At 68.6% G+C, this 23,550-nt stretch carries 30 protein-coding genes and 1 tRNA gene; 15 read left to right on the top strand and 16 right to left on the bottom strand.

All coding sequences use genetic code 11. From position 1 onward, the window contains the following. Positions 1-152: 152 nt before the first annotated feature. From PJB24_RS03040 to PJB24_RS03030, 3 genes are all read left to right on the top strand, one after another. Positions 153-671: a hypothetical protein gene (locus PJB24_RS03040; protein WP_273842537.1), complete on the top strand. Its 519-nt coding sequence runs from the start codon at positions 153-155 to the stop codon at positions 669-671. A 71-nt stretch (positions 672-742) separates the two neighbouring features. Beyond that, positions 743-1,147: a response regulator gene (locus PJB24_RS03035; RefSeq protein ID WP_273842535.1), complete on the top strand. Its 405-nt coding sequence runs from the start codon at positions 743-745 to the stop codon at positions 1,145-1,147. A 121-nt stretch (positions 1,148-1,268) separates the two neighbouring features. Continuing rightward, positions 1,269-1,571 (top strand): hypothetical protein, encoded by a 303-nt coding sequence (locus PJB24_RS03030; RefSeq protein ID WP_273842533.1) that lies wholly within the window; start codon positions 1,269-1,271, stop codon positions 1,569-1,571. 283 nt (positions 1,572-1,854) lie between these two features. Here PJB24_RS03030 and PJB24_RS03025 read toward each other — a convergent pair whose 3' ends face one another. After that, complete coding sequence (locus PJB24_RS03025) at positions 1,855-3,120, bottom strand: competence/damage-inducible protein A (protein ID WP_273842531.1); 1,266 nt, start codon at positions 3,118-3,120, stop codon at positions 1,855-1,857. Between the two features lie 25 nt (positions 3,121-3,145). On the opposite strand from PJB24_RS03025, the gene yqeK reads away from it, so the two are divergent. After that, on the top strand, positions 3,146-3,739 hold the full coding sequence (yqeK, locus tag PJB24_RS03020; RefSeq protein WP_273842529.1) for a bis(5'-nucleosyl)-tetraphosphatase (symmetrical) YqeK: 594 nt from the start codon (positions 3,146-3,148) through the stop codon (positions 3,737-3,739). Here the strand turns inward: yqeK and PJB24_RS03015 are convergent. From PJB24_RS03015 to dut, 4 genes are read right to left on the bottom strand one after another with little or no spacing between them, the layout of a single operon-like run. Then, entirely contained in the window at positions 3,704-4,255 is a 552-nt protein-coding gene (locus tag PJB24_RS03015) for a metal-dependent hydrolase (RefSeq protein WP_273842527.1), read from the bottom strand. The two genes, yqeK and PJB24_RS03015, sit on opposite strands and share 36 nt — an antisense overlap. Further along, positions 4,252-5,406, bottom strand: a complete 1,155-nt coding sequence (locus PJB24_RS03010; protein ID WP_273842525.1) for a glycosyltransferase family 4 protein — start codon at positions 5,404-5,406, stop codon at positions 4,252-4,254. Before PJB24_RS03010 ends, PJB24_RS03015 begins: the two co-directional genes overlap by 4 nt. Next, positions 5,403-5,870, bottom strand: a complete 468-nt coding sequence (locus PJB24_RS03005) for a Mut7-C RNAse domain-containing protein (protein ID WP_273842523.1) — start codon at positions 5,868-5,870, stop codon at positions 5,403-5,405. The genes PJB24_RS03010 and PJB24_RS03005 overlap by 4 nt, the downstream gene beginning before the upstream one ends. Next, positions 5,867-6,340 carry a dUTP diphosphatase gene (gene dut / locus PJB24_RS03000; RefSeq protein WP_273842522.1) on the bottom strand — a complete coding sequence of 158 codons (474 nt, stop codon included), beginning with the start codon at positions 6,338-6,340 and terminating at the stop codon, positions 5,867-5,869. Before dut ends, PJB24_RS03005 begins: the two co-directional genes overlap by 4 nt. Positions 6,341-6,444: 104 nt before the next feature. Between dut and metG the strand changes: the two genes are divergently transcribed. Further along, on the top strand, positions 6,445-8,163 hold the full coding sequence (gene metG, locus PJB24_RS02995; RefSeq protein ID WP_273842520.1) for a methionine--tRNA ligase: 1,719 nt from the start codon (positions 6,445-6,447) through the stop codon (positions 8,161-8,163). Between the two features lie 16 nt (positions 8,164-8,179). Here metG and thyX read toward each other — a convergent pair whose 3' ends face one another. The 7 genes from thyX to PJB24_RS02960 all read right to left on the bottom strand — a co-directional run bounded on the left by thyX (position 8,180) and on the right by PJB24_RS02960 (position 12,752). Continuing rightward, a complete protein-coding gene (thyX, locus tag PJB24_RS02990) occupies positions 8,180-9,097 on the bottom strand; it encodes an FAD-dependent thymidylate synthase (protein WP_273842568.1) in 918 nt (305 codons plus the stop codon). An 86-nt stretch (positions 9,098-9,183) separates the two neighbouring features. Next, positions 9,184-10,026, bottom strand: a complete 843-nt coding sequence (locus PJB24_RS02985) for a sigma-70 family RNA polymerase sigma factor (RefSeq protein WP_273842519.1) — start codon at positions 10,024-10,026, stop codon at positions 9,184-9,186. 12 nt (positions 10,027-10,038) lie between these two features. Continuing rightward, on the bottom strand, positions 10,039-10,317 hold the full coding sequence (locus PJB24_RS02980; protein WP_273842517.1) for a hypothetical protein: 279 nt from the start codon (positions 10,315-10,317) through the stop codon (positions 10,039-10,041). 31 nt (positions 10,318-10,348) lie between these two features. Beyond that, positions 10,349-10,558 (bottom strand): hypothetical protein, encoded by a 210-nt coding sequence (locus PJB24_RS02975; RefSeq protein ID WP_273842516.1) that lies wholly within the window; start codon positions 10,556-10,558, stop codon positions 10,349-10,351. Continuing rightward, positions 10,559-11,113: a hypothetical protein gene (locus PJB24_RS02970; protein ID WP_273842514.1), complete on the bottom strand. Its 555-nt coding sequence runs from the start codon at positions 11,111-11,113 to the stop codon at positions 10,559-10,561. A 61-nt stretch (positions 11,114-11,174) separates the two neighbouring features. Further along, positions 11,175-11,756, bottom strand: a complete 582-nt coding sequence (locus tag PJB24_RS02965; protein WP_273842510.1) for a winged helix-turn-helix transcriptional regulator — start codon at positions 11,754-11,756, stop codon at positions 11,175-11,177. Between the two features lie 72 nt (positions 11,757-11,828). After that, the gene (locus PJB24_RS02960) at positions 11,829-12,752 is read right to left on the bottom strand and encodes an ATP-binding protein (RefSeq protein WP_273842508.1); all 924 of its coding nucleotides are present in this window, start codon (positions 12,750-12,752) and stop codon (positions 11,829-11,831) included. A 90-nt stretch (positions 12,753-12,842) separates the two neighbouring features. On the opposite strand from PJB24_RS02960, the gene PJB24_RS02955 reads away from it, so the two are divergent. Beyond that, on the top strand, positions 12,843-14,132 hold the full coding sequence (locus PJB24_RS02955) for an acyl-CoA thioesterase/bile acid-CoA:amino acid N-acyltransferase family protein (protein ID WP_273842565.1): 1,290 nt from the start codon (positions 12,843-12,845) through the stop codon (positions 14,130-14,132). Here the strand turns inward: PJB24_RS02955 and PJB24_RS02950 are convergent. Continuing rightward, positions 14,105-14,596, bottom strand: a complete 492-nt coding sequence (locus tag PJB24_RS02950) for a GNAT family N-acetyltransferase (protein WP_273842507.1) — start codon at positions 14,594-14,596, stop codon at positions 14,105-14,107. The two genes, PJB24_RS02955 and PJB24_RS02950, sit on opposite strands and share 28 nt — an antisense overlap. A 262-nt stretch (positions 14,597-14,858) precedes the next feature. On the opposite strand from PJB24_RS02950, the gene PJB24_RS02945 reads away from it, so the two are divergent. Further along, positions 14,859-14,931 (top strand) — tRNA-Lys (locus PJB24_RS02945). Between the two features lie 41 nt (positions 14,932-14,972). On the opposite strand, the gene PJB24_RS02940 is transcribed toward PJB24_RS02945, so the two are convergent. Together PJB24_RS02940 and PJB24_RS02935 are read right to left on the bottom strand one after the other, a co-directional pair. Further along, entirely contained in the window at positions 14,973-15,407 is a 435-nt protein-coding gene (locus tag PJB24_RS02940) for an iron chaperone (protein WP_273842505.1), read from the bottom strand. A 213-nt stretch (positions 15,408-15,620) separates the two neighbouring features. After that, entirely contained in the window at positions 15,621-16,424 is an 804-nt protein-coding gene (locus PJB24_RS02935; RefSeq protein WP_273842503.1) for a cyclase family protein, read from the bottom strand. A gap of 61 nt (positions 16,425-16,485) precedes the next feature. On the opposite strand from PJB24_RS02935, the gene PJB24_RS02930 reads away from it, so the two are divergent. Beyond that, positions 16,486-17,130 (top strand): trimeric intracellular cation channel family protein, encoded by a 645-nt coding sequence (locus PJB24_RS02930; protein ID WP_273842500.1) that lies wholly within the window; start codon positions 16,486-16,488, stop codon positions 17,128-17,130. A gap of 12 nt (positions 17,131-17,142) precedes the next feature. On the opposite strand, the gene PJB24_RS02925 is transcribed toward PJB24_RS02930, so the two are convergent. Beyond that, positions 17,143-18,075, bottom strand: coding sequence for an AraC family transcriptional regulator (locus PJB24_RS02925; RefSeq protein ID WP_273842562.1), 933 nt, complete (start codon positions 18,073-18,075; stop codon positions 17,143-17,145). A 210-nt stretch (positions 18,076-18,285) separates the two neighbouring features. Between PJB24_RS02925 and PJB24_RS02920 the strand changes: the two genes are divergently transcribed. From PJB24_RS02920 to PJB24_RS02890, 7 genes are all read left to right on the top strand, one after another. Then, positions 18,286-19,308: a zinc-dependent alcohol dehydrogenase family protein gene (locus PJB24_RS02920; protein ID WP_273842499.1), complete on the top strand. Its 1,023-nt coding sequence runs from the start codon at positions 18,286-18,288 to the stop codon at positions 19,306-19,308. Positions 19,309-19,443: 135 nt separating this feature from the next. Continuing rightward, positions 19,444-20,217 carry an SDR family NAD(P)-dependent oxidoreductase gene (locus tag PJB24_RS02915; protein WP_273842497.1) on the top strand — a complete coding sequence of 258 codons (774 nt, stop codon included), beginning with the start codon at positions 19,444-19,446 and terminating at the stop codon, positions 20,215-20,217. Next, positions 20,214-20,591 (top strand): DUF2255 family protein, encoded by a 378-nt coding sequence (locus tag PJB24_RS02910; protein WP_273842496.1) that lies wholly within the window; start codon positions 20,214-20,216, stop codon positions 20,589-20,591. Before PJB24_RS02915 ends, PJB24_RS02910 begins: the two co-directional genes overlap by 4 nt. Before the next feature lie 38 nt (positions 20,592-20,629). After that, positions 20,630-21,511, top strand: coding sequence for an aldo/keto reductase (locus PJB24_RS02905; protein ID WP_273842494.1), 882 nt, complete (start codon positions 20,630-20,632; stop codon positions 21,509-21,511). Positions 21,512-21,527: 16 nt separating this feature from the next. Further along, on the top strand, positions 21,528-21,920 hold the full coding sequence (locus tag PJB24_RS02900; protein WP_273842492.1) for a nitroreductase family deazaflavin-dependent oxidoreductase: 393 nt from the start codon (positions 21,528-21,530) through the stop codon (positions 21,918-21,920). Positions 21,921-21,982: 62 nt separating this feature from the next. Beyond that, positions 21,983-22,984 carry an aldo/keto reductase gene (locus PJB24_RS02895; RefSeq protein WP_273842490.1) on the top strand — a complete coding sequence of 334 codons (1,002 nt, stop codon included), beginning with the start codon at positions 21,983-21,985 and terminating at the stop codon, positions 22,982-22,984. A gap of 48 nt (positions 22,985-23,032) precedes the next feature. Beyond that, positions 23,033-23,449: a (R)-mandelonitrile lyase gene (locus PJB24_RS02890; RefSeq protein WP_273842488.1), complete on the top strand. Its 417-nt coding sequence runs from the start codon at positions 23,033-23,035 to the stop codon at positions 23,447-23,449. The last annotated feature ends 101 nt before the right edge of the window (positions 23,450-23,550 follow it).

Genomic DNA, 23,550 nt, shown 5'->3' with positions numbered 1-23,550 from the left:
GCCCCGGCCCTGCCGTGAAGGGTGGCGCCCCCCCCGGACCTGCACCACCCTCCGGGAACCGCACGGTCACACCCCGTCAACACGGGACACCCTCGGAGGGACCCGCCGCTCCTCCGGACACCTCCGGCCCCGCCGGCAGAACGGAGGGGAACATGCCGCACGCTCCGCCGCAGACCCCGAAAACAGCCCAGCTCGCTGCTCCCGACCGGCAGGATGGGGCGGTCGGTGACTCCCACCCGCCGGGCACATCGTACCCTGCCGAAAAGCACGTTCCGGCCGGGCAAGCATACCTGACGCCCCCCGGAAGCACCCCGGGCCGGGCGGCTTCCATGCTACGGCTGATCCCGCTCAGAGAACCCGAGAGCCTCCGGGGCTGCCCCACGACCGTGGGTTCTAATCCTGGTCGGCGCGTGGCGGAGACGATCCCCGCCACGCGGGTCGACACGTGGGGGGCCGGGTCTCGGACCCCGCTGCAACACGTCCCGTTCGCCGGCGGCGTGCAAAGCGGGGCGGCGAGCTCACCACTCGAGAATATCCCCCTCCAGACACTCGTGGCGATCCCGGCACCGACAGCGAAGCTGCCGTCGAAATTCCCGCTCCTTCCGCACCCCAACGGCGACGAGCAGAAACCATCCGGTACGCTCTCTCCGAACATCGAACACCCCGGATAGCACCTCCCGGCGGAGAGAACCGGTCATGGCGCGCTTGCACGCGAGAGCCGAAGAGCAGGGAGGCATCCACCATGAACACACACACGAAACCGCCGGGAGGGGCCACCGGGACCAGATGTGTCCTCCTCGTCCACGAGAACGAACTGTTCCGCGAAGCGCTCGCCCTTCTCCTGCAGTGGAAGACCAGCTTCGGGCACAGCCTGCACGCCTCTTGCCTCGCCGAGGCCCGCTCGCTCCTGCAGGAGGTCGGGGAGGTGCCGGATCTGGTCGTCCTGGATCTCGACACCCTCCCGCCGGAGGACCGAGGGGAGCCGGGGAAGAAGCTGGACTGGCTCTCCGGGATACCACTGGTCGGGCTCACTACCGGAGAGATACCGGCTCCGGGAAAGACCGGCGACGGGTGCGTGATCCTCAACGCCTCGGGACGGATCGAAGAGATGGTGTCGGCCTTCATGAAGATCGCGGAGGGCGGATGAATTGCTCCAGGTTCCGGAGATAAGCCACCTGTAGAATTAACGGAACAGCTATACACGAGAGGCTCGGCTCGAAACGCGCATACTCATCTCGTTCGACGAAAGATACCGGGTCTACCGGGACGTGATCGCCGGGGCCATCGAGATCCTGCGCCCGGAGGTCGAGCTCGCGAGCGGGGATCTCGCGCGTCTGGACGAGATGGTGCGGGAGATGTCGCCCGACCTCGTCATCTACAGCTGCTCCGGCGGGCGATCCCCGCCGGGAGCGCCCTCGTGGATAGGGCTGCCGCTAGACCCGCTCCTGCCGGCGGAGGTCTGCGTACTCGGCGAGCGCTCCGAGAGGCCCAACCCGACCCTGGACCTCATCCTGCGGACGATAGACGAAGTACGCTCGCGCACGGAGGGGGAAAACGTGCAACACGATTAGGAACCGGTGCAGGCAGGCAAAAAACAACCCCCGGAAGCAACTTCCGGGGGCCGTACCCTTTCGAGTCTCGCGAGGTATCCTGTCGTCGGCACGCCGCCTGCAACTACCGAAGAGGCGGGGTGACCCAGGGTTCCCGCGGGATTTTGGGGGCTAGGTCAGTGCCACCTCTCCCAGAAGATACCCGCGACTGCTACTCGGTGCGTCTATCTGGATCACCTCCTTTCCGTGCCGCCAACTGGGAGGAAGTGTACTACCCCGTCCCGTGAGGGGCAAGGGTGGGTTTTCAGATCTTCCCCTCAAGACGGCGGCGCAGCAGGTCGAACGCACCGCTGGCGCTGCGCTCCCGGATCGCTTCCCGCGAGCGGCTCCAGGCGGTGAGGTTGAGTTTCTCCGCGCGGGTGCCCCCGGCGTCGGCGAGGCCGACCCACACCAGACCGACCGGTTTCTCGGGCGTGCCGCCCTCCGGGCCGGCGATGCCCGTCACGGAGAGGCCGTAGTCGGAGCCCGCGAGCCTCCTCACGCCCTCGGCCATCGCCCGGGCCACCTCCTCGCTCACGGCGCCGTACCGGACGAGCAACTCGCGGGGGACGCCGAGCAGGCGTTCCTTGGCCTCGTTCGAGTAGGTCACGAGGCCCTCCTTGAAGTAGCGCGAGGATCCAGGTATGTCCGTGAGGCGCTTGGCGAGGAGCCCCCCGGTGCAGCTCTCGGCCAGAGCGAGGGTCCTGCCCTTCTCGGTGAGGAGCCTGCCCACGACGCTCTCCAGGGTCTCCTCGTCCTCCCCGAAGTAGTAGCGCCCGAGTCGGGAGAGGATCTCGCGTGCGACCGGCTCTATCTGACCCTCCGCCTCCTCGGGGGTGGCGGCGCGGGCGGTGATCCGCAGCCTCACCTTGCCCTGCCCGGCGAGCGGGGCGACGGTGGGGTTCTCGGCGTCGAGCAGATCCTGCACCCGCTCGGCGAGCGCCGACTCCCCGAGCCCGACGAACCACAGCGTCCTGGAGACTATAGCGCCCTCGCTGCGCTCCCGGATCAGGGGTACCAGCGTCTCCTCGAACATCCCCCGCATCTCCTGCGGGACGCCGGGCAGCGTGGCGAAGAGCGTACCGTCGCTCTCGAGCAGCGCGCCCATCGCGGTCCCGAGCGGGTTCGGGATGAGGGTGGTTCCTTCGGGGAAGAGCGCCTGCTTGTAGTTGGAGGGCGAGGGCTTGCGCCCGAACTCCCGGAACTTGCGCTCGACGTGCTCGCGGGCCTCCGCGTACTCGACCATCCTTCGTCCCGTGGCGCGCGCCAGCGCCTCGTTGGTGAGGTCGTCCGAGGTGGGCCCGAGGCCGCCGGTGGTGATCACGAGGTCCGCCCGCGAGGCCGCCTCCTGCAGGGCGGCCGCGATGCGCCCGAGGTTGTCCCCTACGGTCGTGTGACGGTAGATCCCGACGCCGAGCGCCGCGAGCCGGCGGCTGATCCAGGCGGTGTTCGTATCCACCAGCTCCCCGAGGAGCATCTCGGTACCGATCGCGAGAACCTCGGCGCTCTCAATGGTCTCTCTCTCGTGCATGCGCTTCTATTCTACAATCCCTCGCATGGCGAAGGACATGACACCGCAGGAGGCTGAGGAGTTCGTCCGCTCGCTGCTCTCCGAGAAGCGCTACGCCCACACGCTGCGGGTGGCGCGCACGGCGGAGGATCTGGCGTACCGGCACAACATCGACCCCGCGCGGGCGCGCCTCGCCGGGCTGCTGCACGACGCCGCCCGCGACATGGGCGGAGCCGAGCTCCTGAGGCTGGCCGGGGAGTGGAAACTCCCCGTGGACGGTTGGGAGCGGGAGAACCCCAAGCTCCTGCACGGCCCGGTCGCCGCCGAGATGGCCCGCCGCAGGCTCGGGCTCACCGACGAGGAGGTGTTGGACGCCATCCGGGTGCACACCACCGGCGCGGCGGGGATGGGCCCGCTCGCGCTCGCCCTGTACGTCGCCGACAAGATAGAGCCCGGACGCGACTACCCGAGCGTGGGCCGGCTCAGAAAGCTCGCGGAGGGCGACCTCGCCGCTGCCGCCGCCGAGTCGCTGCGCACCGCCATCTCTTACAACGAGAAGCGCGGCAGGCAGACCCACCCCGCGAGCGTCGAAGCCCTGCGCTGGCTAGAGAGGGAGGCCGGGGGCGTAGAGGAGCCATAGCCCCAAAGCGGCCAGAAGCGCGACCGCGAACGCGACCACCGCCTCGGCGAGGCCGCCGGATCTGATCCCCCCCGGCAGGAGCCGGAAGGGGCGTCCCAGCGGCCAGAGAAGCGGCACCCCGCGGGTGTTGAGCGCGTCCGCGAAGACGTGCGAGGCGTAGCCGGCGACGAGCGCCGCGGCGAGCTCCGGATGTCCCCCGAAGAAGTAGCTCACCACGACCCCGAAGACCGCGAGCCCGAAGAGCGAATGGGTGAGCGTGCGGTGGCCGACGGTGTGGACGAGGACGAACGATACCAACCTCAACACCCAGCTCACCGGGCGCGTGAGCGCATCGAGCAGCGGGCTCTTCCTCCGGCTGAGGCCGTTGCCGAGGGTGCTGCGGGGGTTGTCCAAGTCCGGCAGCCAGGCCGCCACCACCGCCGCAGGATAGACGTAGAGCGGCGGATCGAACCCCGCCACCAGCGCCGCGCCCGCGAGCGCCGCAACCCCGAACACGGCGTGGGTGCCGGCCTTCATCCCCCGAGCAGCGAGCGGTAGATCTCTTCGATCTCCGAGGCGATCTGGGGCCAGTCGTAGCGGCGGGCCGTGATGAGCCCCTCTGCTGCGAGCCGCGCGCGGAGCTCCGGGTCGCGCAAAAGCCGCACCAGCTCCCGCGCCAGCGCCCGCGGGTCGCCCGGCGGCACGAGGATGCCGTCCCGGCCGCGTGTGATCACCGAGTCGTAACCCGGGATGTCGCTCGCGAGCACCGGGAGCCCGGCGGCGAGCGCCTCGATCAGGACGACCCCGAAGGACTCCGAGCGGATCGAAGGTGCGCACAGCACGCTCGCCGCGTGCATCGCCCCGACGAGCTCCCTCTCGTCGAGCATCCCCCGCACCCTTACGCTCGAGAGCAACCTCTTCGGGATCTTCACGTCCTCTGGGCGGCTGCCCACGATCTCCAGGTGCGCACCCGGCACCTCGTCGAGCACCTCCTCGAACGCCCGCAGGAGCACCGGAAGGCCCTTGCGCGCCTCCGGGCGCCCGACGAAGAGCACCCGGTCCGGGTCTCGCCTCGGGGAGGCGGGGGGTGCGAAGCGCCTCGTATCCACCCCGTTCGGGACGATCCTGTACTCCCCGGGGAAATATCTGGAGGCCGTCCTCGCCGCCGCCGGGGAGACCGCCACCCTCACCTTCACTATCCTGCCGGCCCGGTCCATCGGATCCGCCGCCCGTTTGACGGTCCGGAAGGCGCGGTAATAAACGCCCCTCTCGGGGTAGTTCGCGTGGAAGGTCCCGACGACGGGGATACGATAGGCCTCGGCCGCGGCGAGCGCGGCCCAAGAGACGACGGGCACGAGCGGCTCGTGGACGTGCATCACGTCCGGCATCTGACGTCGCACTGCCCTCCGCACCGCACCCCACGCCGACGGCGAGAACGCCAGGTTCGCGAGCGAGCCGTTCATCGGGACCGGCACCGATCTCCCCACCGGCTCGACCCGCGGCGGCAGCGGTCCGTGCCGCCCGAGCTTCGGGTGCAAAAGGCGGGTGCGCACGTCGAGGGGGTCGTTCGGCGCCATCACGCACACGCGGTGCCCCCTGCGCTCCATCTGGGTGGCGAGCGCGTCCACGTGCTCGAGCACCCCTCCGGGGAAAGACCAGGAGTACGGAGAGACCAGGCAGATCCTCACCCGAACACCCTCTCCAGACGCCCGCCTATCCTGCGCCAGTGCGAGCCGTACCAGAAGACACGCCCGCACCCGCGGCAGGCGTAGAACCGCCGCTGCTCGCGCCTCACCCCGGGCGGGATGCGCCCGGCCACGGTTTCGGCGGAGACCTCCGTGAGATCCCCGCCGCACTCCATGCACCGCGGCGCGCGGCGTTCTAGGGAGAAGGAGCGTACGACCAGGGCGAGCTGCTCCTCGACCGGCAGGTTCTGCGGGATGCGTACGAAGCGCAACCGCCCCTCGCGCACGGGCTTCCGCTCGAGGAAGTCCGCGTCGCTGCTCAGGAGCACCCTTCCCTCCGAGAGCGCCTTCTCCGCGAGGTGGCGATCTGAGGTGTCGGTCCCCTCCCTCGCGTAGTACGCGTCGTATCCGGCCGCCCGGAGCCACTTCGCCAGGGAGCCGAGCATCGCGTCACAGAGGAACCTCACCTCATCCCCGATGATCCGAACCCTCCCTCGCCGCGCCCGTCGGTCGAGGCGCCCAGCTCTTCAACCTCGACGAAGGAGACCTCGGGGACCCTCACCACGACGAGCTGGGCGATCCTCATCCCGGCCTCCAGGCGAAAGCCCTCGGCGGAGTCGTGGTTGATCAGGGGCACCTTTATCTCCCCGCGGTAGCCGGAGTCTATGAGGCCCGGCGCGTTGACCAGCGAGATACCGTGCCGGGCGGCGAGCCCGCTGCGCGGCAGCACGAGCCCGGCGTACCCGGTGGGGATCGCCACGCAGATCCCGGTGCGCACCAGGACCCGGCCTCCGGGCGGGATCTCCGCCGCCTCGAGCGCCCTGAGATCGTAGCCGGCGTCACCGGCGTGGGCCCGGGCGGGAGGTGAGGCATCGGGCACCACCCTCCTGAATTCGATCCGCGGCACGCTCACCCTCGCGCGCTGGATCTCGGACACGACGTCTCCCTCGGGGGAACACACTCAAGCAGGTTCATACGGAAAAGCATGTTAGCACGGAGCGGGCTTATCGAACCACGCTGGCAGATGCTATGCTTAGCGCCATGGAGAGAGCGAGAGAAGGCAGGTACCTGGTAACCTCGGCGCTCCCCTACGCCAACGGGGCGCTGCACGTCGGTCAGATCGTCGGTGCGTACCTCCCGGCGGACATCTTCGTGCGCTACCTGAGGATGCGCGGGGAGGACGTGCTCTACATCTGCGGCACCGACGAGCACGGCGTCCCGATCACGCTCACCGCCGAGCGCGAGGGCAAGAGCCCGAGGCAGGTTGTCGACTACTGGTACGCGCACATGAAAGAGACCTTCTCCCGCTTCAGGATCAGCTTCGACAACTTCTCCCGCACCTCGACCCTGCTGCACGCGAAGAACACCCAGGACTTCTACCGTAAGCTCAAGGACGGGGGCTACATCTCCGAGGCGGCCTCCAAACAGATGTACAGCCCGACCGAGGGCCGCTTCCTGCCGGACCGCTACGTCGAGGGGACCTGCCCGGTCTGCGGCTACCGGGAGGCCAGAGGCGACCAGTGCGACAACTGCGGCAGCTGGTACGAGGCGTACGAGCTCATAGACCCGCACTCCAAGATCACCGGCGGCCCGGTCGAGGTCCGGGAGACGACCCACCTCTACTTCGAGCTGCCGAAGTTCTCGCAGAGGCTCAGGGAGTGGGTAGAAAACCAGGAGCACTGGCGCGAGTCGGTGAAGAACTTCATCCTCAGCATGATCGAGGGCGGCCTCGAGCGCCGGCCGATCACGCGGGACATCTCGTGGGGTGTGCCGGTTCCGGAGCCGGGTTTCGAGGACAAGCGCTTCTACGTCTGGTTCGACGCCCCGATAGGCTACGTCTCCTCCACCCAGGAGTGGGCCGAGCGGGTGGGCGAGCCCGACCGCTGGCGCGAGTACTGGCAGGAGCCGGACACGAAGCTCATCCACTTCATCGGCAAGGACAACACGGTCTTCCACACGACGATGTGGCCCGCGATGCTGATGGGCGCCTCGGAGGGCGGCCCGGAGGAGTGGGTCCTCCCCTACGACGTTCCGGCGAACGAGTTCATGAACCTCGAGGTTGTCGTCGACGGCGAGCGGCGGGCGGTTCAGATGTCGACGAGCCGCAACCTCGCCGTCTGGCTGCACGAGGCGCTCGACCGCTTCCCCGCAGATCCGCTGCGCTTCTACCTGGCCTCCACCCTCCCGGAGACCGGGGACGTGAACTTCTCCTGGCACGACTTCCAGGAGCGGGTCAACTCGGACCTCATCGGAACTTTGGGCAACTACGTAAACCGCACGCTCTCGTTCACCGAGCGCTACTTCGGCGGGGAGCTGAAGCGGCCGCCGAAGATGCCGCCCGAGGCGCTCGAGGCGCTGGAGGACTTCCGGCGGATCGAGGCCCGCTACGAGGAGAGGATGCGCGCCCGCCGCCCCCGGGAGGCCTTCGCCGAGCTGCTGGCGCTCGGCCGGCGGGCGAACCGCTTCTTCGACGCCGAGGCCCCCTGGCGCACCCGCAAGGAGGACCCGGAACGCGCGCGGACCACGCTGTACGCCTGCTGCGCTCTGCTGGGGTCCATCGCCTACCACGCAGCCCCGTACGTGCCGGACGCGATAGAGCGCCTGGAGGGGTTCTTCACGGGGCCGGTGGAGCGCGTACTCGACCTCGAGTTCCCGGAGAGATATCGCTCCTCGGGGGCCGAGCCCCTCTTCCGGCGGATCGAGGACGAAGAGGTCGCCTCGGCCGAAGCCCGGCTGCTCGAGGCGCTCGGCTCTTCCTGAACCCTTTCTGCTTTTTTCAGGCTTTTCTGTAGGGCGTGGAGACGGTGTGGCTCCCGTCGGGGAGCTCCGAGATCTCGTAGTCGCCGAAGAGGATCGGGTCGGAGATCACGAGGCACAGGAAGAGCCTGACGGCGAGGGCCCGGATCTCGCTCTCGGCGTGAGCGTCGGCGCGCATCTCGATGATGTGGCGCAGCGCACGGACGTTGCCGGTGAAGATCATCGGCGCCTCGGTCTCGTTCGGCAGAAGCGAGCGGGCGGTCTGCTGCACCTTCTTGCGGGCGTCGGTCCTGTAGTCCGCGGAGAGCGCGGCGTCGCCTTCGCTCTGCAGCCCGATCAACCTCTCCGCCAGCTCCTCGTACTCCCGCCGCGCCCGGTCTATCCTCTCCTCGAAGAGGCGGTGCAGCTCGTCGTCCTGGCGGTATTCGGGCCTCTCGACGAAGCGCAGGACGTTCCCGGAGACGTAGCGCTGGCTCACCTGCGAGAAGCCGACGCCGGCCCTGTGCCTGACCAGCTCGTGGGTCGTGCTGCGGCTGATGCCGTAGAGGAGGAAGCTGAAGTTCGCGTGCTCAAGAACGGAGCCGTGCCCGGAGGAGACGAGCCGCTCGAAGTAGCCGGCGGCGTTATCGTTCTTCGTGCGCCGGGGCCCGAAGGACATGTAGCAGATCTGTCCGGCGCTCTTGCAGAGCTGGGAGGAGTCGGGGAGCCGGATGGGATCGCGGACGTACTGCGTGAAACCCAACCCGGCGTCGAACCCCTCCAGGAACCCCGCAAGCCCCTCCAGGTTCGTTTGGGGCTTGGCGACCATCACGACGCCCGGCGCGCGCAGGTAGGGCGTCCCGGAGGCGGTCCTGAATACCGGGGAGTGGATGGCGGGATAGCCGGAGAGAACCTCTCCGCCGAGCTCCCTGAATATCTCCGCCGCGTGTTCCTTCACCTCCAACGCCAGGCCCCCTTCTCCGCTCGTACGCCTGAGAGAGAAGGGTACCCACAGGAGCACGCCGGTACAAGAGGTCTACGTCCTCAGACGGCTTCGGAGAGCAGCGCCTGGCGCAGCAACCCGGCGTGCCGGCTGGTCCGGATGGTCCGCAGGGCCTTTATCTCGACCTGCCGGGCCCGCTCCTGGGAGATGCCGAGCCGCTCGGAGACCTCGCGCAGCGTCAGGGGTCTGCCTTCCCCGCCCAGCCCGTGGCGCAACCGGAGGATGCGCGCCTCCCGCTCAGGCAGGGATTCTATGGCTTCGTCCAGGGCCTCCTCCCACCCAGCGGCCTCGACCCGCTCGTAGTCGGCGTGGCTGCTCTCGTCGGGCAGCAGCTCTCCCATCTCCGCCCCGTCTTCGGACATCCTGACGTTGACGCTGCTTATGGGCTGGCCGACCTCCCGCAGCCTGCGGGCCTCGGCCGGTTCCACCCCGAGACGTTCGGAGAGCTCCTCGTCCGTCGGCTCACGCCCGAGCTCGACGCTCAGGGCCGCCTCGATCCGCCGCAGCCGGAAGAGGGAATCGACCACGTGCGCCGGCAGCCGCACCGTGCGGCCGTGGTCGGCGATGGAGCGGGTTATGGCCTGTCGGATCCACCAGGTCGCGTAGGTGGAGAAGCGGTTTCCCATCTCGGGGTCGAAACGTTCCACGGCCTTTATGAGGCCGGAGTTTCCCTCCTGGATGAGGTCCTCGAATGGTACCCCCCTCCCCCGATACTTCTTGGCTATCGAGACGACCAGCCGGAGGTTGGACTCTACGAGCCTGCGCCTCGCCGCCGGGTCGCCGGAGCGTACCCGGCGGGCGAGCTCGCGCTCCTGTCGGGCATCGAGGAGCTCGTGGTCCTGGATGCTGGCAAGATACTGCGTGAGCGTGTCGCGATACTCCACCTCTCTCCTCCTTCAGGCCGCCGGATGACTCCCGCCGCCGACGCGCGCCCCCGCGTGGGTGACGAAGCTTTGCAGTACACGCTCGTCGAGACTGGAGGTCACCCACCACTCGCGCCCGCAGGTTCCACAGCGTAATGCGAGCTTTCTCCGCTCTTCCTTCAGGACGACGCTCTCCTTGAGAGACCGCAGACAGCACGCCGGAAGATCCTTTATGTAGATCTCCTCCCGCGGCCTCCCGACCGGAGCGAGCACGGTGTCTGGACGCAACGCCCTTCTTCCGGGTCTCTTCATGCCCTCTGATACCTCCTCGTCGAAAGGAAACTCAGGCCGCCCCCCGGCGCTCTCCGAACTCCACGAAGCCGCAGCCTTCTGGCTCAGCGGGGATGGGAATCCCCCACCGGGCCCCGCACGCAGGGCACTCGAACCCTTCCTCACGCGTGCGGCCGGCCTCTTCCCGGCAGCAGGAGGGAAGGTCCTCCTCGTAGCGGACCTCCCCCTCCTCCGCCCACACCGAGACCCACGCCCGCCCCATCTACGCGGCCCTACCGGAGAGGCGGCTTATCCACTCGGAGGCCTCCTCGCGGGTGAGCTCGGAGACGCGCTTACCGACCATCTCCTCGAACTTCGGAACCCCGTCCTCGACCACGTCGGAGATGAGGGCCTCCAGATAGTTGAGCTGCTTGCGGGTCGCCGGAAGCTCCGCACGCCCCTCGTCACGCTGCCCCCGCTGCTGCAGGGCCTGCTCCACCGCCTCCTCCCCCTCGCTGAGCTCCTCGAAGGCCGTGACGCCGACGTTGATCGCATCCCGGAGAGCCCGCGCCTTAGCCCGGGTCTCGGCCATCCGGATCAGATGCGGCGCGATCGCCCGGCTCACGTTCTCAGGGCTGGCATCGCCTATCCCGCTGAACCGCCCGTCCTCGGTCCTCACCACCGCCCGTACGATCGCCAGATGGCCGTTCTCCGCACTCGGCGCCTGAAGCAACTCCGTCTCGATGCTCCTGAGACCCCGCGAGTGCGCCTCGTCCAGAAGCCCGGCGTACAGCACGTACCTGCGGCCCCCGCGCTCGATCATGTGCTCCTCTCTCACCTTCGTACCTCCTCTCTATTATCCTCACTGAACTTGGTGAGACTGAAGTCAAATAGAGACACTAAGCTATCCCTTCGTAGGTGTACTGACGTCCTCCGGGGGCTGCGGTCTCGACGCGCCGGCGGATGAGGCCGAGCCGGGCGAGCCTGGCGGCGCGGTTGTTGCAGGCGGTGTGGTTGATCCCGAGCCGGGCGGCGAGCGCGGCGTTGGTGATCGGCCCGCCGGCGTAGATGGCTTTGAGGGTCTCCACGAGGTGGTCCGGGAGAGAACCCACGAGGTCCGGATTCGCCCCGGGATCTTCCACCCTGAGAAGAGCGAGAGAGCGCTGCCTGAGCGAGGCCTCGACGTTCTCCAGCAGGTCACGGTCCCTCTCGATCAGCACCACCCGCCGCTCTCCGTACTCCCCCGCCGCGACCCGCGAGATGAGGATCCCGATCGCCTCGTCGGCGAAGGAGTAGTCCATCATCTCCACCCCACGGGTGTCCACGTAGAGCGTCTGCCCGTCGGGCATCTCGCCGAGCACACGTTCGATCGCCTCGCGCACCTCGCGGCCCGCGCGCCGGGTGACCATCAGACGCCCCCCGGCCTCCGCCACGTCGAAGACGCGCCGCGCCCGGCCCTCATCCACTGATCCCGTCCTCACTGTACTCAGTGAAATCATTTGAGGATATTGTACCCGCCGGGTGGCCGTAAAGCAAGGGTGAAATGGTGTGGATCATCCTCTACGTCCGTCCCCGGTGGCGAGGCGGGGGAGGGAGACGCGGACGAAGGTACCGGGAAAGTCGGGGACGTTGCGTGAGTTTCTGCGGCTCTCGTAGACGGTCACGCGTCCGGTGCCGCTGCGCAGCGAGAGGGAACCGCCGGAGCGGGTGGCGATCTGGGCGACCAGGGTGAGGCCGCCACCGCGGCCAACCTCTCCGGTCCCCGAAACGCCCATCTCGAGCGCGTGGCGCAGGGCGTCGTTGTCGGTGACGACGTGCTCCGCCAGGGCGGGGTTGCGCAGGAGCGTCCTGCGGATGCCGACGCCGCCGTCGGCGATGGCTATGAGGACCTCCTCCCCCCTGCGGCGGGCGCCGCTTACGATGTGCTGGTAGGCCTGCACTGCGGCGAAGGCCCCGCAGGGGGAGGCGCTGTGTTCGGTGGCGTTCGAGCAGACCTCGGAGAGGACCGAGCAGACCGCGACCCGCTCGCGCAGCAGGTAACCCCGGTTCTCGAGGATGTCCGAGATCCTCTGGATGATGGCGGGGATCTCTTCCTCGGTGTGGAAGTTGACCAGCTCCTGCAGGGTTCCGGGATCCCGCCTCCTTCGCTCCTCGAGCGGGGAGAGGTCGAGGTTGACCCGCACCCGCTCCCCGAAGAGCCTGAAGAAATCCATCCTCTCCAGGTAGGCAGCGACGTCCCGTCTCGAGAGCGAGAGGCCCACTTCCCCGGAGTCTTCGAGCAGCTTCTCCAGGAGCACGGCGAGCCCGCACAGCCCGGCGGGTTCGACGAACTCCACGCTCCTCAGGTCGAGCACCATGGGTCCGCTATCGAGCCTGGCGGCGGCTGCGAAGGCGGGGTCTAGGCTCCCGAGGGTGAGCACCCCGCTCATCGCGCCCCTTCTGCGGACGTCGAGGTTTATCTGCGTGATCACCGCCATGTTATTGTAATCGCTTCTGCGGGCGGTGCCGGTAGTAGAATCTCTCGCGTGCTCCGCCGTTGCCGACTGGAAGCGAGCCCGCAGGTGGCGATGAAGGACAGGCCGGTGAGCATCAGGGTGACCGGTCTGAACCCCCGCAGCAGGGTCACGCTGCGCGCGCGGACGAGAGACGAGCGCGGGAGAGGATGGAGCTCGTGGGCCTGCTTCGAGGCGGACGGGCGGGGAGAGGTGAACCTGCGAGAGGCGCGTCCGCTCTCGGGCACCTATCGGGAACCCGATCCGATGGGGCTCTTCTGGTCGATGCTCCCGGAGGGCTCGCGCAGGCCCGAGGGGGTAAGGTTCGTCTGGCACACCCTCGCGCCGATCACGGTCCGCCTCACCGTCGAGGAGGACGGATGGCCGCTGGCGAGCACGTCCTTGAAGAGGCTCGCCATCCCGGAAGACGGCAGCGTGGTGCGCGAGGAGGTCACGGAGGAAGGCCTCGTCGGCACCTTCTTCCATCCCGTGCGGGAAGAGCCCGCGCCGGCGGTTCTCATCCTGGGCGGGGTGGGCGGCACGGTCGGGGAGGACAGGGCCGCGCTGCTGGCCTCGCACGGTTTCGCCGCCCTCGCGCTCGCCTACTACAGGAACGGGACGCTGCCCCGGGCGCTCGTCGAGATCCCGCTCGAGTACTGCGAGCGGGCGCTCTCCTGGCTGGAGAGCCACCCGGCCGTCTCCCCGGGACGGACGGGGGTGCTCGGGATCTCCAAGGGCGGAGAGCTCGCGCTGCTGCTCGGGGCGACCTACGGCGAGAGGATTCGCGCGGTCGTGGGTTATGTCCCGAGCTCCGTGGTCTGGCCCGGCATCTACCTGAGGTGGCACCCGAGGCAGGCGCTCCGCTCCTCGTGGACGCTGGGCGGGGAGCCGCTGCCGTTCGTGGAGATACACTTCAGCCTCAGGGAGATCTCCGAGCTGTTTCTGCGGGCGCTGAAGCAGAGAGGCTTCGCCCCGCGCTTCGTGCAGGAGAGGCCGCTCGAGGACGAGAGGGCCGTCTCGAACGGCGCGATCCCGGTGGAGAGGATAGCGGGTCCGGTCCTGCTCATCTCCGGCACCGACGACAGGCTGGTGCCCTCGAACCGGCTGGCCGATCTGGCGATCGCCCGCATGGAGTCCCGGGGACATCCCTTCCGCCACGAGCACCTGTGCTACGAGGGGGCGGGGCACTCCATAGGCGTTCCGTACCTGCCCGCGGTTACGAACAGGACGGGACCGTTGCTGCACGGAGGCAGCATGGAGGCGAACGCCCGGGCCAGCGCGGATTCCTGGCCGAAGGTCATAAGGTTCCTCGAGGAGAGCCTCGGAGAAGGATGGAGTCAGGCGCCCTCTCTACGCCGCTCGTAGAAGAGTTCGGTGTATCGGCGGTTGTCGAAGCGGCTGATCAGGGCGCCATCCCCCACCTCGCGGAAGCCGCACTTCTCGAAGACCCGCTGCATGCGGTGGTTGTGCGCGAGTGTGGACCCCCGCACCACCCTGAGCCCGAGCTCGTTGAACGCGTACTCCACGAGGAGCCTGACGGCCTCGCTCGCATACCCCTTCCCGCGCTCGGTTTTGGGGCCTATCTTGATGCCGAGGTCGCACCCGCCGTTCCTGAAGTCGTAAAGGGTGGCCATCCCCACAGGCTCCCCGCCCGCCTCGATGATGAAGGTCCTGACCCCCGGCTCCCGCCAGCGAACCAGGTAGTCCCTGCGCGCGGCCTCCAGCGAGATCGAGAGCGGCGGACGCCCGTTCCAGGCCGCGAGCTCGGGGTCACGATCCCACTCGTAGACCACCTCCACGTCCGAGGGACGCGGGGGACGCAGCAGCACCGACTCGCCTTCCAGCTCCTTCAGCTCTTCAGCGTGTATGGCAGTCCTTCCCTCCCGAATGAGATCCCACAGCCAACTAGTATAAAGCCCACACAGAAAAAGGGCCGGTCTTCACAAAAGGGAGAACCCTCTTCCGGCCCTTAGCGTGCTCCCGGTGAGCCGCTGTATGCTGCATTCATTATATGCCGCGCGCTCTCCTCCCGCAACCCCTCCGGCCAGCTCCTACAAACGGTAGAGACGGCTGGTATAATTGCCGCTGCACGGGCCGCTAGCTCAATTGGCAGAGCAAGAGACTCTTAATCTCTAGGTTCCAGGTTCGAGTCCTGGGCGGCTCACAGAAGTCAGAACCCCCGGTATGAACCGGGGGTTTCGTTTTTCAGCCCAGGGCCTTTTTCAGGAGCCCGATGATCCTCGCCTCTTCGGCGGCGGACAGTTCCTTCAGCGCGAAAGAGGTCGGCCACATCGCGCCATCGTCGAGCTTCGCCGCATCGCTGAAACCGAGCGTGGCGTACCGCGTCTTGAACTTCTGCGCGCTCTGGAAGAAGCAGAGGACCCTGCCGTCCCTGGCGTAGGCGGGCATTCCGTACCAGGTTCTGGGTGTGAGCTCCGGGGCGTTCTGCATGACGATCTCGTGGAGACGTTCGGCCATGGTCCTGTCGGGCTCGGACATCTCGGAGATTTTGGCGAGCACGGCGCGTTCGCCCTCCTCCCGGCTCTTCCTGGCACGCTCTTCGGCCTTGCGCTCCCGGGCGTGCTCCCTCATCGCGGCCCGTTCCTCGGCCGTGAATCCTCCGGGGTTCTTCGCGCTCATCGCTTCCTCCTCAGTGGGTCTTCCACACCGGCCGGCGTGGAAGAGTACACTCGTGACCCGGTCTCCTGCGCCGTCGCGGTCCTTCGCGTCGCGTGACCGCGATCTCACGATCCCCACCCGCGCACAAACCACCCGACATGCAAGGATGATACGCCAGAGCCTGGACAGGCACACCACCGAATCATGGAGACGGGCCACCCAGAAAGATCGGTCTCAGCCGTCCCCTTCGGGCGGGACGAGTGCCACGGCTCTCGCCCAAGCCCCGCTCCCCCGCTCGACCCTGACCGGGAAGCACACCAGCGTCGCCCCCACCGGGGGGAGCCTCTCCAGGTTGGCGAGCTTCTCGATCTGGCAGTACTCGCGCTCCATCCCGGCGAAGTGCGCCGGCCACAGCAGCGAGGGATCACGCCTCTCTCTCCACTCCGCACCGATCATGGGGTAGGGCCTGTCCAGGCTCCAGGCGTCGGTCCCGATGAGCCGCACGCCCCTCCCCACCAGGGAGAGCACCGCCTCCCTCCCCAGACCGCACCCGCGCCAGAAGAACTCCTCCTCTCCCCAGTGCTCGCCGGCGCCCGTGCGCAGGAGGACGACGTCCCCGGCCGAGGGGGTGTGTCCGATCCCTTCCAGCCGCTCCTCGAGCTCCTCCGCCGGGATCAGGCACCCGTCGGGAAGGTCCGAGACGTCGATTACGACCGCGGGCCCGACGAACCACGACAGCGGCACCTCGTCTATGGTCCTCGCGCGCCTGCCCTCCGAGACGGGGGCGTAGTGGAAGGGCGCGTCGACGTGCGTCGCGGCGTGGGTGGAGGCCTCCACGATCTCCCCGGCGAAGCCGAGCCCCGAAGGCAGGGCGCTCTCCGGTATCCCGAACATCTGCCGCCAGAGCTCCGCCCCCTCCTCGTGGGTGATGCGGCGCAGCCGCGGGGGTGCAGGCTCACCAGGCGTCGGCCCCAGCGGTCTGCTCAGGTCTATCAGGCGGACGCGCCCGCCCGGGAGCAAGACCTCCCCATGCTCCATTCGATCCCTCCTCTTCACCCGCCGTTCCGCGAAATCCCCGCTCCCGGGTCAGGATACCAGCATGCCGGACGCCCACGACCCGAACCCTCTACCCGCCCTCGACCTCACCGCCACCTTCGCCTTCGGCCTCAGCGGTGGGCTGGCCGGGGTGCGCGCCCGGCTGGACCTCTACAGCGTCGTGGTGCTGGCCGCGGTGGTGGGGCTCGCAGGAGGGATCATCCGAGACATCCTCCCCGGCGCGCTGCCCCCGGCGACCTTCAGCGACTGGCGCTACCTGGCGGCAGCGGCCCTGGCCGGGCTCACGACCTTCTTCTTCCACCGCACGATAGAACGCTTCTACCGGCCGGTCGCCGTCTTCGACGCCGCGGGGCTCTCGCTCTTCTGCGTCACCGGGGCGGCTAAAGCCCTCGAGTTCAACGTGGGGGCCGTTCAGGCGGTTCTGCTCGGCGTCGTCACCGCGACCGGGGGAGGGATGCTCAGGGACGTGCCGGTTCGCGAGATCCCGACGGTGTTGCGCAGCGAGCTGTACGCGGTGCCGGCCCTGATCGGGGCGTCTATCACGGTGGCGGGCTCCAGGCTCGGGTATGACCCGACGGCCGCATCGCTCTTCGCAGCGGCGGCCTGCTTTCTCATCCGGCTGGCGAGCCTTCGCTTCGGCATCGGGCTCCCGACTCCCCCGGACGGTCGCGGCAAGCCTGGGGAGTGAGCGCCGGAATAATCACAGCCCGGCGGGCTCCATGGCCGCCTCCCGCAGCCGCTCGACGTCACGCGCGGGCGGCTCGCCGAAGAGCCTCCTGTAATCACGGCTGAAGTGCGAGGGGTCGCGGTAGCCGACCCGGCGGGCGGCGCCAGCGGCGTCGAGCCCCTCGCCGAGCATGAGCCGCCGGGCCTCCTGCAGCCTCATCCTCTTCTGGAACTGCAGGGGGCTCATCGCCGTGACAGCCTTGAAGTGGTGGTGGAAGCTCGATGTGCTCATCCCGAGCTCCCGCGCGATCTCCTCGACCCTGAGCGGCCGGGCAAGATCCTCGCGCAGCCTCTCCATAGCCCTCGCGATGCGGTGGGCGTGCCCGCCGCGGATGGCGATCTGGCGCAGCCGCGCCCCCTGATCCCCGCGGAGGAGCCGGAAGACGATCTCCCGGACGACGAGCGGCCTGAGAAAGCTTGCCTCTTCCTCCGGCTCCTCCAGGAGCCGCAGCAGCCTCACGACGGCGTCCAGCAGGCCCTCATCCAGCGGGCTCACGTCGAAGGCCCGCACGGCGGCGCGCTCCCCGGATACGGCATGGCCGGCCTCGACCATCACCGAACCGACGAGCGCGGGGTCCAGATCCAAAACCACCCCCAGATAGGGCCGCTCCTCCGAGGCCTCCGTGATCCGAGTCGTAATGGGCAGCGCCGCGGCGGTGATGAGGTAATGGTCGGCATCGTAGCAGTAGAGGTCGTCACCGAGCCAGACCTCCTTGGCACCCTGGGCAATGATGCACAGCGTAGGAGACGAGATGTCGTGGTCCGGCTCCGTCGGTGAGGAGGCTCTACGCAGCCGCAGCCCGCCGGGCAGATCGACGGCCCCGTCCTCGCGCAAGGCCCGCGCGACGCGCTCCACGAGCTCCCGGCGTACGTCGCGCTCCCTCTCCATCTCCCACCTCCTGTGCATCTGATCCACAGCCGGTCCCTCCGTTCGATTCCGCAGGTTTGCAGGATAGTCCAAGAGTTCTGGAGGATCATTATACCGGCCTTCGCTCCAATGCCCGTAAAATAGCCGGCGTGCGGAGTGATCTCATGCCGGGCCTCTGATCCAGCCCGGAATTTCATCCAACGACTCGCTCCGCCGAAGGCAGGAGTCGATACGGGAGGTAGCCAGGCCATGCGAGGAACAGTTCTGTACGGGACGCGGGACGTGCGCGTCGAGGAGCGCCCGGAGCCGGAGATAGTCGAGCCGACCGACGCCATCATCCGGCTCTCGGCGGCGTGCGTGTGCGGCTCGGACCTCTGGCCTTACCGCGGCATCGACCCGGTGAGCGAGCCGACGCCGATGGGCCACGAGTACGTCGGCGTCGTCGAGGAGGTCGGGAGCGAGGTACGGAACGTAAAGCCGGGGCAGTTCGTCGTCGGCTCGTTCTTCGCTTCAGATAACACCTGTGAGATCTGCCAGAGCGGTTACCAGTCCTCCTGCGTCAACCGCGCACCCATCGGAGCCATCGGAACCCAGGCCGAGTACGCCCGCATCCCGCTCGCCGACGGCACGCTGGTCGCGACGCCGGGGATGCCCTCTGACGACCTGATCCCCCACCTCCTCGCCGCCTCGGACGTGCTCGGCACCGGCTGGTTCGGCGCGGTCGCCGCCGAGGCTGGTCCGGGCAAGACGGTCGCGGTCGTCGGCGACGGCGCGGTCGGGCTGCTCGCGGTGCTCTCCGCGAAGCAGCTGGGCGCCGAGAGGGTCATCGCAATGAGCCGGCACGAGGACCGGCAGAAGCTCGCGCTCGAGTTCGGCGCGACCGACATCGTCGAGGAGCGCGGGGATGAGGGCGTCGAGCGCATAAAGGAGCTGACCGGCGGGCTCGGGGCGCACTCGGTCGTAGAGGCGGTCGGGACGCAGGAGGCGATGATGCAGGCAATCCGATCGACGCGGCCCGGCGGGCACGTGGGCTTCGTCGGCGTACTGCACGGGGTGGAGATCCCGGGCGAGGAGCTCTTCTACTCGCACGTGCACCTGCACGGCGGTCCGGCTCCGGTGCGGCGCTTTCTGCCCGAGCTGATCGACCTGATCTGGCAGCGCAGGATCGAGCCGGGGAAGGTCTTCGACCTGGAGCTTCCCCTGGAGGAGGCCGCCGAGGGTTACCGCGCGATGGACGAGCGCCGGGCGATCAAGGCGCTGCTGCGGCCGTAGAGTGACGAAAGATACGCGACACGGAACCGACCGGGACGGGCGGAACGGAACCGCAGTGAGCGGGCCTCCGCCCGCCCGCGGTCTTACGGAGAGGGACCGTGCGGCCTCTCCGGCCCCCGGGAAGGAGGAGCGGGTGTGAGCCCGCAGCCATCGCGCGTCTTCGTCACGGGCTCTGCGGACGGGCTCGGGCGGGCGGCGGCGCGGGCGCTCCTGGAGCAGGGGCACGAGGTCGTCGTGCACGCCCGGAACCGCAAGCGGCTTGAGGCGGTGCGCGAGCTTATGGAGCGGGGGGCGGAGGCCGTGGTCGGGGATCTCTCCGATCCCGGCGAGGCGCTCGGCGTCGCGGAGCAGGTGAACCGCCTCGGGCGAATGGACGCGGTGATCCACAACGCCGCCGTCGGCGGCGGGCCGCAGGTGCTGCCGGTCAACGTGGTTGCCCCGTATCTGCTCACCGCCCGGATCCGGCGTCCCCGGCGCCTGATCTACATCTCCAGCGGCATGCACCGCGGCGGCAGGGCCGACCCGGGCGGCCTGGACTGGAGCGGCAGCCGGGCGACGGCCTCCTACTCGGACTCGAAGCTCTTCGTCACCGCGCTCGCGATGGCCGTAGCCCGGATCTGGTCGGACGTGCTCAGCAACGCGGTTGACCCGGGCTGGGTGCCGACGAAGATGGGCGGCCCCGGCGCTCAGGACGACCTGCTCCTCGGGCACACGACCCAGGTGTGGCTCGCCACCAGCGACGACCCGGAGGCGCGCACCTCCGGCGGCTACTGGTATCACATGCGCCGCCAGGAGCCGGCCAGGATCGTCCACGACGAGCGCTTCCAGGACGAACTGCTCGAAGAGCTGGCCCGCTTCACCGGGATCCGCCTCACCCCCGGCCACACACCTACGGAGGAGGAGCGATGAGGGAATGGACGGATGACGAGCTCGACGGGATCGGCGGGGCGGAAGAGATCGAGATATCCCCCCTCCGGCACAGCGGGAGACCGGGGAGGCCCGTGCCGGTCTGGGTCGTGCGCGTCGGCGACGACCTCTACGTCCGCTCGTGGCGCGGGCGCGGCGGAGGCTGGTACCGCACCGCCCTCGCCACGGGCGAAGGGCGCATCCGCGCCGGCGGCGTCGAGAAACAGGTCGGCTTCGTCGAAGAGAAGGACCCCGCCATCAACGACCGGATCGACGCCGCCTATCACGAGAAGTACAGCCGCTACCCGGCCTACGTCCGGCCCATGATCGCCCCCGAGGCGCGTGCCACGACGCTCAGGCTCGTGCCGCGCCCCTGAAGGCAGACCATCCAAACCAGGAAGGGAGAGAACCGGATATGAGCGGACCATTGCTGAAGCTCAAAGGCGGCGTCGAGATGCCCGCGCTCGGGTTCGGTGTCTTTCAGACCCCGCCGGAGGAGACCACGGCGGCGGTGGAGGCGGCTTTGCGTACCGGCTACCGCCTGATCGACACCGCCGCGTCCTACATGAACGAGCGCGAGGTCGGGGAGGGGATCCGCCGCAGCGGCGTGCCGCGCGAAGAGGTGTTCATCGAGACCAAGGTCTGGATCAGCGACTACGGCCACGATGCGACGCTCCACGCCTTCGAGAAGAGCAGCCGGAAGCTGGGGGTCGACGTTATCGACCTGCTTATCCTCCATCAGCCGCTGCCGAGCCGCTTCGACCTGACGCTCGAGGCGTACCGGGCGCTGGAGGAGCTGCTCACCGACGGCAAGGTGCGCGCCATCGGGGTGAGCAACTTCATGCCCGAGCACCTCGACCGGCTGCTCGAAGTCGCGTCCGTCGTGCCCGCCGTCAACCAGATCGAACTGCACCCCTACTTCCAGCAGAAGGAGCTGCAGCAGCGGCATGCCGGGCTGGGCATCGTGACGCAGGCGTGGTCCCCGATCGGCGGGATCACCTTCTACCGGGAGAGCGAGAGAAGCACACTCGAGGATCCGACGATCGGCGAGATCGCGCGCCAGCACGGCAAGACGCCGGCGCAGGTGATGCTGCGCTGGCACCTGCAGGCGGGACGCTCCGCGATCCCGAAGTCGGTCCGGCCCGAGCGCATCGCCGAGAACTTCGACGTCTTCGACTTCGAGCTGACACCGGAGGAGATGGCGGCCATCGACGCGCTCGACACCGGCGTGCGCGGCGGACCGGAGCCAGAGAGCATCACCCTGGAAACGTACGGCCGTGAGATCCCGGAGGCGTGAGAGGCGAACCCGGTTGATGACGCAGAGGGGCGGCATGCCAGACAAAAGCCACTGGACGGCGCGATGGAGCGATCGGCCGTATCTGTACCTGACCACGACCGGTCGCCGCACCGGGAGGCCGCACCGCATCGAGATCTGGTTCGCCGCCCATGAGGGACGGCTGTACCTGCTCTCGGGAGGCGGCGAGCGGTCCGACTGGGTGCGCAACCTGCAGGCTCATCCGCAGGTGACCGTCGAGCTGGGGGACGAAACCCGGGTCGGCGTGGCCCGGGTCGTCCAGCCGAACACGGCGGAGGATCGCCTCGCCCGCGAGCTGCTGGTCGCCAAGTATGCAACGCCCACTGACACCCTCGAAGACTGGAAGCGGCGATCCCTGCCGGTGGCGATCGACTTCCCGGATGACGGCTGAAGAGCATGCAGCAACGACGACACCGGCACCCAAAGCTGGCACCCAAAAAGAGAGGAGACATTATGCAGAAGCGCAGACTCGGAAGGAGCGGCCTTGAGGTCTCGGAGATCGGGCTCGGCTGCATGGGCATGAGCCAGAGCTACGGCCCCAACCCCGGCGACCGGCGGCAGATGATCGCCCTGATCCGCGAGGCGGTGGAGCTGGGCGTCACGTTCTTCGACACCGCGGAGGTCTACGGCCCCTTCGACAACGAGGAGCTGGTGGGTGAGGCGCTCGCCCCGCTGCGCGACGAGGTGGTGATCGCCACCAAGTTCGGCTTCCGCTACGACGAGAACGGACGCCCCAGCCCGGCGAACGGCATGGACAGCCGCCCGGAGCAGATCCGGCGGGCGGTCGAGGGCTCGCTCGAGCGCCTTGGGACCGACCACATCGACCTCCTCTACCAGCACCGGGTCGACCCGGAGGTGCCGATCGAGGAGGTCGCGGGCACCGTGGGGGAGCTGATTCGGGAGGGCAAGGTCAGGCACTTCGGCCTCTCCGAGGCGGCGGCGCGGACGATCCGGCGGGCGCACGCGGTGCATCCGGTCGCCGCGATCCAGAGCGAGTACTCGCTGTGGTGGCGCAGGCCGGAGGAGGAGGTTCTGCCCGCGTGCGAGGAGCTCGGGATCGGCTTCGTCCCCTACAGCCCCTTAGGCAAGGGCTTCCTGACGGGCAGAATAGACGAGGGAGCGCGCTTCGCCGAGGGCGACATTCGCAGCACCATCCCCCGCTTCGCGCAGGAGGCGAGAAAGGCCAACCGGGCGCTGGTGGACCTGCTCGGCGGGATCGCGCGGCGGAAGAACGCAACGCCCGCCCAGATCGCACTGGCCTGGCTGCTCGCCCAGAAGCCCTGGATCGTTCCGATCCAGGGCACCCGGAGGCTTGAGCGCTTGGAGGAGAACATCGGCGCGACGGAGGTAGAGCTCGCCCCCGAGGATCTGCGAGAGATCGAGGAGGCGGCCTCGAGGATCGAGATCCAGGGCGCCCGCTACCCCGAGGAGCTGGAGCGCACGACGTACCGCTGACGTGAAGCGCGGGGCACGAACTGCTAAAGTCGCGTCGAGGAGGTGGAGATGAAGGTCACGAGAAACGGAAGGAGGCCCTCCGGCAAGGGACCGGCCGGGTGGTTCACCGGAGACGTCTACCTGGACACCGCCGCCGAGCCCTCTGGTCCCTCGCGCCTGGCGGCGAGCGTCGTACACTTCACCCCGGGGGCCCGCACGGCGTGGCACACCCACCCTAACGGGCAGACCATCTACGTCACAGAGGGCGTGGGGCTGTGCCAGCGCAGGGGAGGGCCGGTCGAGGTGATAAGGCCCGGAGACTCCGTCTTCTTCGAGCCGGGCGAGGAGCACTGGCACGGGGCGGCCCCGGACCGCTTCATGACCCACGTGGCGATGCAGCAGACCGACGAGGAGGGCAACGCCGCCTTCTGGGGCGAGCACGTCACCGACGAGGAGTACGGCGCGGCCCCTCGGACGGAAGGCTGATCTCCCGGTGCGCAGGCACCGCCGTCCCCTTTGTCCGCACACGAAAACCTCTATACTTTGGGCCGGGAGGCTAGGGATCCCTCGTCTCCCGGCCCAAAATC

Origin of the sequence: Rubrobacter calidifluminis (assembly GCF_028617075.1) — a bacterium.
GTDB lineage: Bacteria > Actinomycetota > Rubrobacteria > Rubrobacterales > Rubrobacteraceae > Rubrobacter_E > Rubrobacter_E calidifluminis.
This window is presented reverse-complemented; position numbering and strand designations above follow the sequence as displayed.

Excerpts from the sequence above, each read along its gene's own strand:
- PJB24_RS03040 (WP_273842537.1), top strand. The coding sequence starts at position 153 with ATGCCGCACGCTCCGCCGCAGACCCCGAAAACAGCCCAGCTCGCTGCT.
- PJB24_RS03035 (WP_273842535.1), top strand. The coding sequence starts at position 743 with ATGAACACACACACGAAACCGCCGGGAGGGGCCACCGGGACCAGATGT.
- PJB24_RS03025 (WP_273842531.1), bottom strand. The coding sequence starts at position 3,120 with ATGCACGAGAGAGAGACCATTGAGAGCGCCGAGGTTCTCGCGATCGGT.
- yqeK (WP_273842529.1), top strand. The coding sequence starts at position 3,146 with ATGGCGAAGGACATGACACCGCAGGAGGCTGAGGAGTTCGTCCGCTCG.
- PJB24_RS03015 (WP_273842527.1), bottom strand. The coding sequence starts at position 4,255 with ATGAAGGCCGGCACCCACGCCGTGTTCGGGGTTGCGGCGCTCGCGGGC.
- metG (WP_273842520.1), top strand. The coding sequence starts at position 6,445 with ATGGAGAGAGCGAGAGAAGGCAGGTACCTGGTAACCTCGGCGCTCCCC.
- PJB24_RS02980 (WP_273842517.1), bottom strand. The coding sequence starts at position 10,317 with ATGAAGAGACCCGGAAGAAGGGCGTTGCGTCCAGACACCGTGCTCGCT.
- PJB24_RS02975 (WP_273842516.1), bottom strand. The coding sequence starts at position 10,558 with ATGGGGCGGGCGTGGGTCTCGGTGTGGGCGGAGGAGGGGGAGGTCCGC.
- PJB24_RS02960 (WP_273842508.1), bottom strand. The coding sequence starts at position 12,752 with ATGGCGGTGATCACGCAGATAAACCTCGACGTCCGCAGAAGGGGCGCG.
- PJB24_RS02955 (WP_273842565.1), top strand. The coding sequence starts at position 12,843 with ATGAAGGACAGGCCGGTGAGCATCAGGGTGACCGGTCTGAACCCCCGC.
- PJB24_RS02940 (WP_273842505.1), bottom strand. The coding sequence starts at position 15,407 with ATGAGCGCGAAGAACCCCGGAGGATTCACGGCCGAGGAACGGGCCGCG.
- PJB24_RS02935 (WP_273842503.1), bottom strand. The coding sequence starts at position 16,424 with ATGGAGCATGGGGAGGTCTTGCTCCCGGGCGGGCGCGTCCGCCTGATA.
- PJB24_RS02930 (WP_273842500.1), top strand. The coding sequence starts at position 16,486 with ATGCCGGACGCCCACGACCCGAACCCTCTACCCGCCCTCGACCTCACC.
- PJB24_RS02925 (WP_273842562.1), bottom strand. The coding sequence starts at position 18,075 with ATGCACAGGAGGTGGGAGATGGAGAGGGAGCGCGACGTACGCCGGGAG.
- PJB24_RS02920 (WP_273842499.1), top strand. The coding sequence starts at position 18,286 with ATGCGAGGAACAGTTCTGTACGGGACGCGGGACGTGCGCGTCGAGGAG.
- PJB24_RS02910 (WP_273842496.1), top strand. The coding sequence starts at position 20,214 with ATGAGGGAATGGACGGATGACGAGCTCGACGGGATCGGCGGGGCGGAA.
- PJB24_RS02905 (WP_273842494.1), top strand. The coding sequence starts at position 20,630 with ATGAGCGGACCATTGCTGAAGCTCAAAGGCGGCGTCGAGATGCCCGCG.
- PJB24_RS02900 (WP_273842492.1), top strand. The coding sequence starts at position 21,528 with ATGACGCAGAGGGGCGGCATGCCAGACAAAAGCCACTGGACGGCGCGA.
- PJB24_RS02895 (WP_273842490.1), top strand. The coding sequence starts at position 21,983 with ATGCAGAAGCGCAGACTCGGAAGGAGCGGCCTTGAGGTCTCGGAGATC.
- PJB24_RS02890 (WP_273842488.1), top strand. The coding sequence starts at position 23,033 with ATGAAGGTCACGAGAAACGGAAGGAGGCCCTCCGGCAAGGGACCGGCC.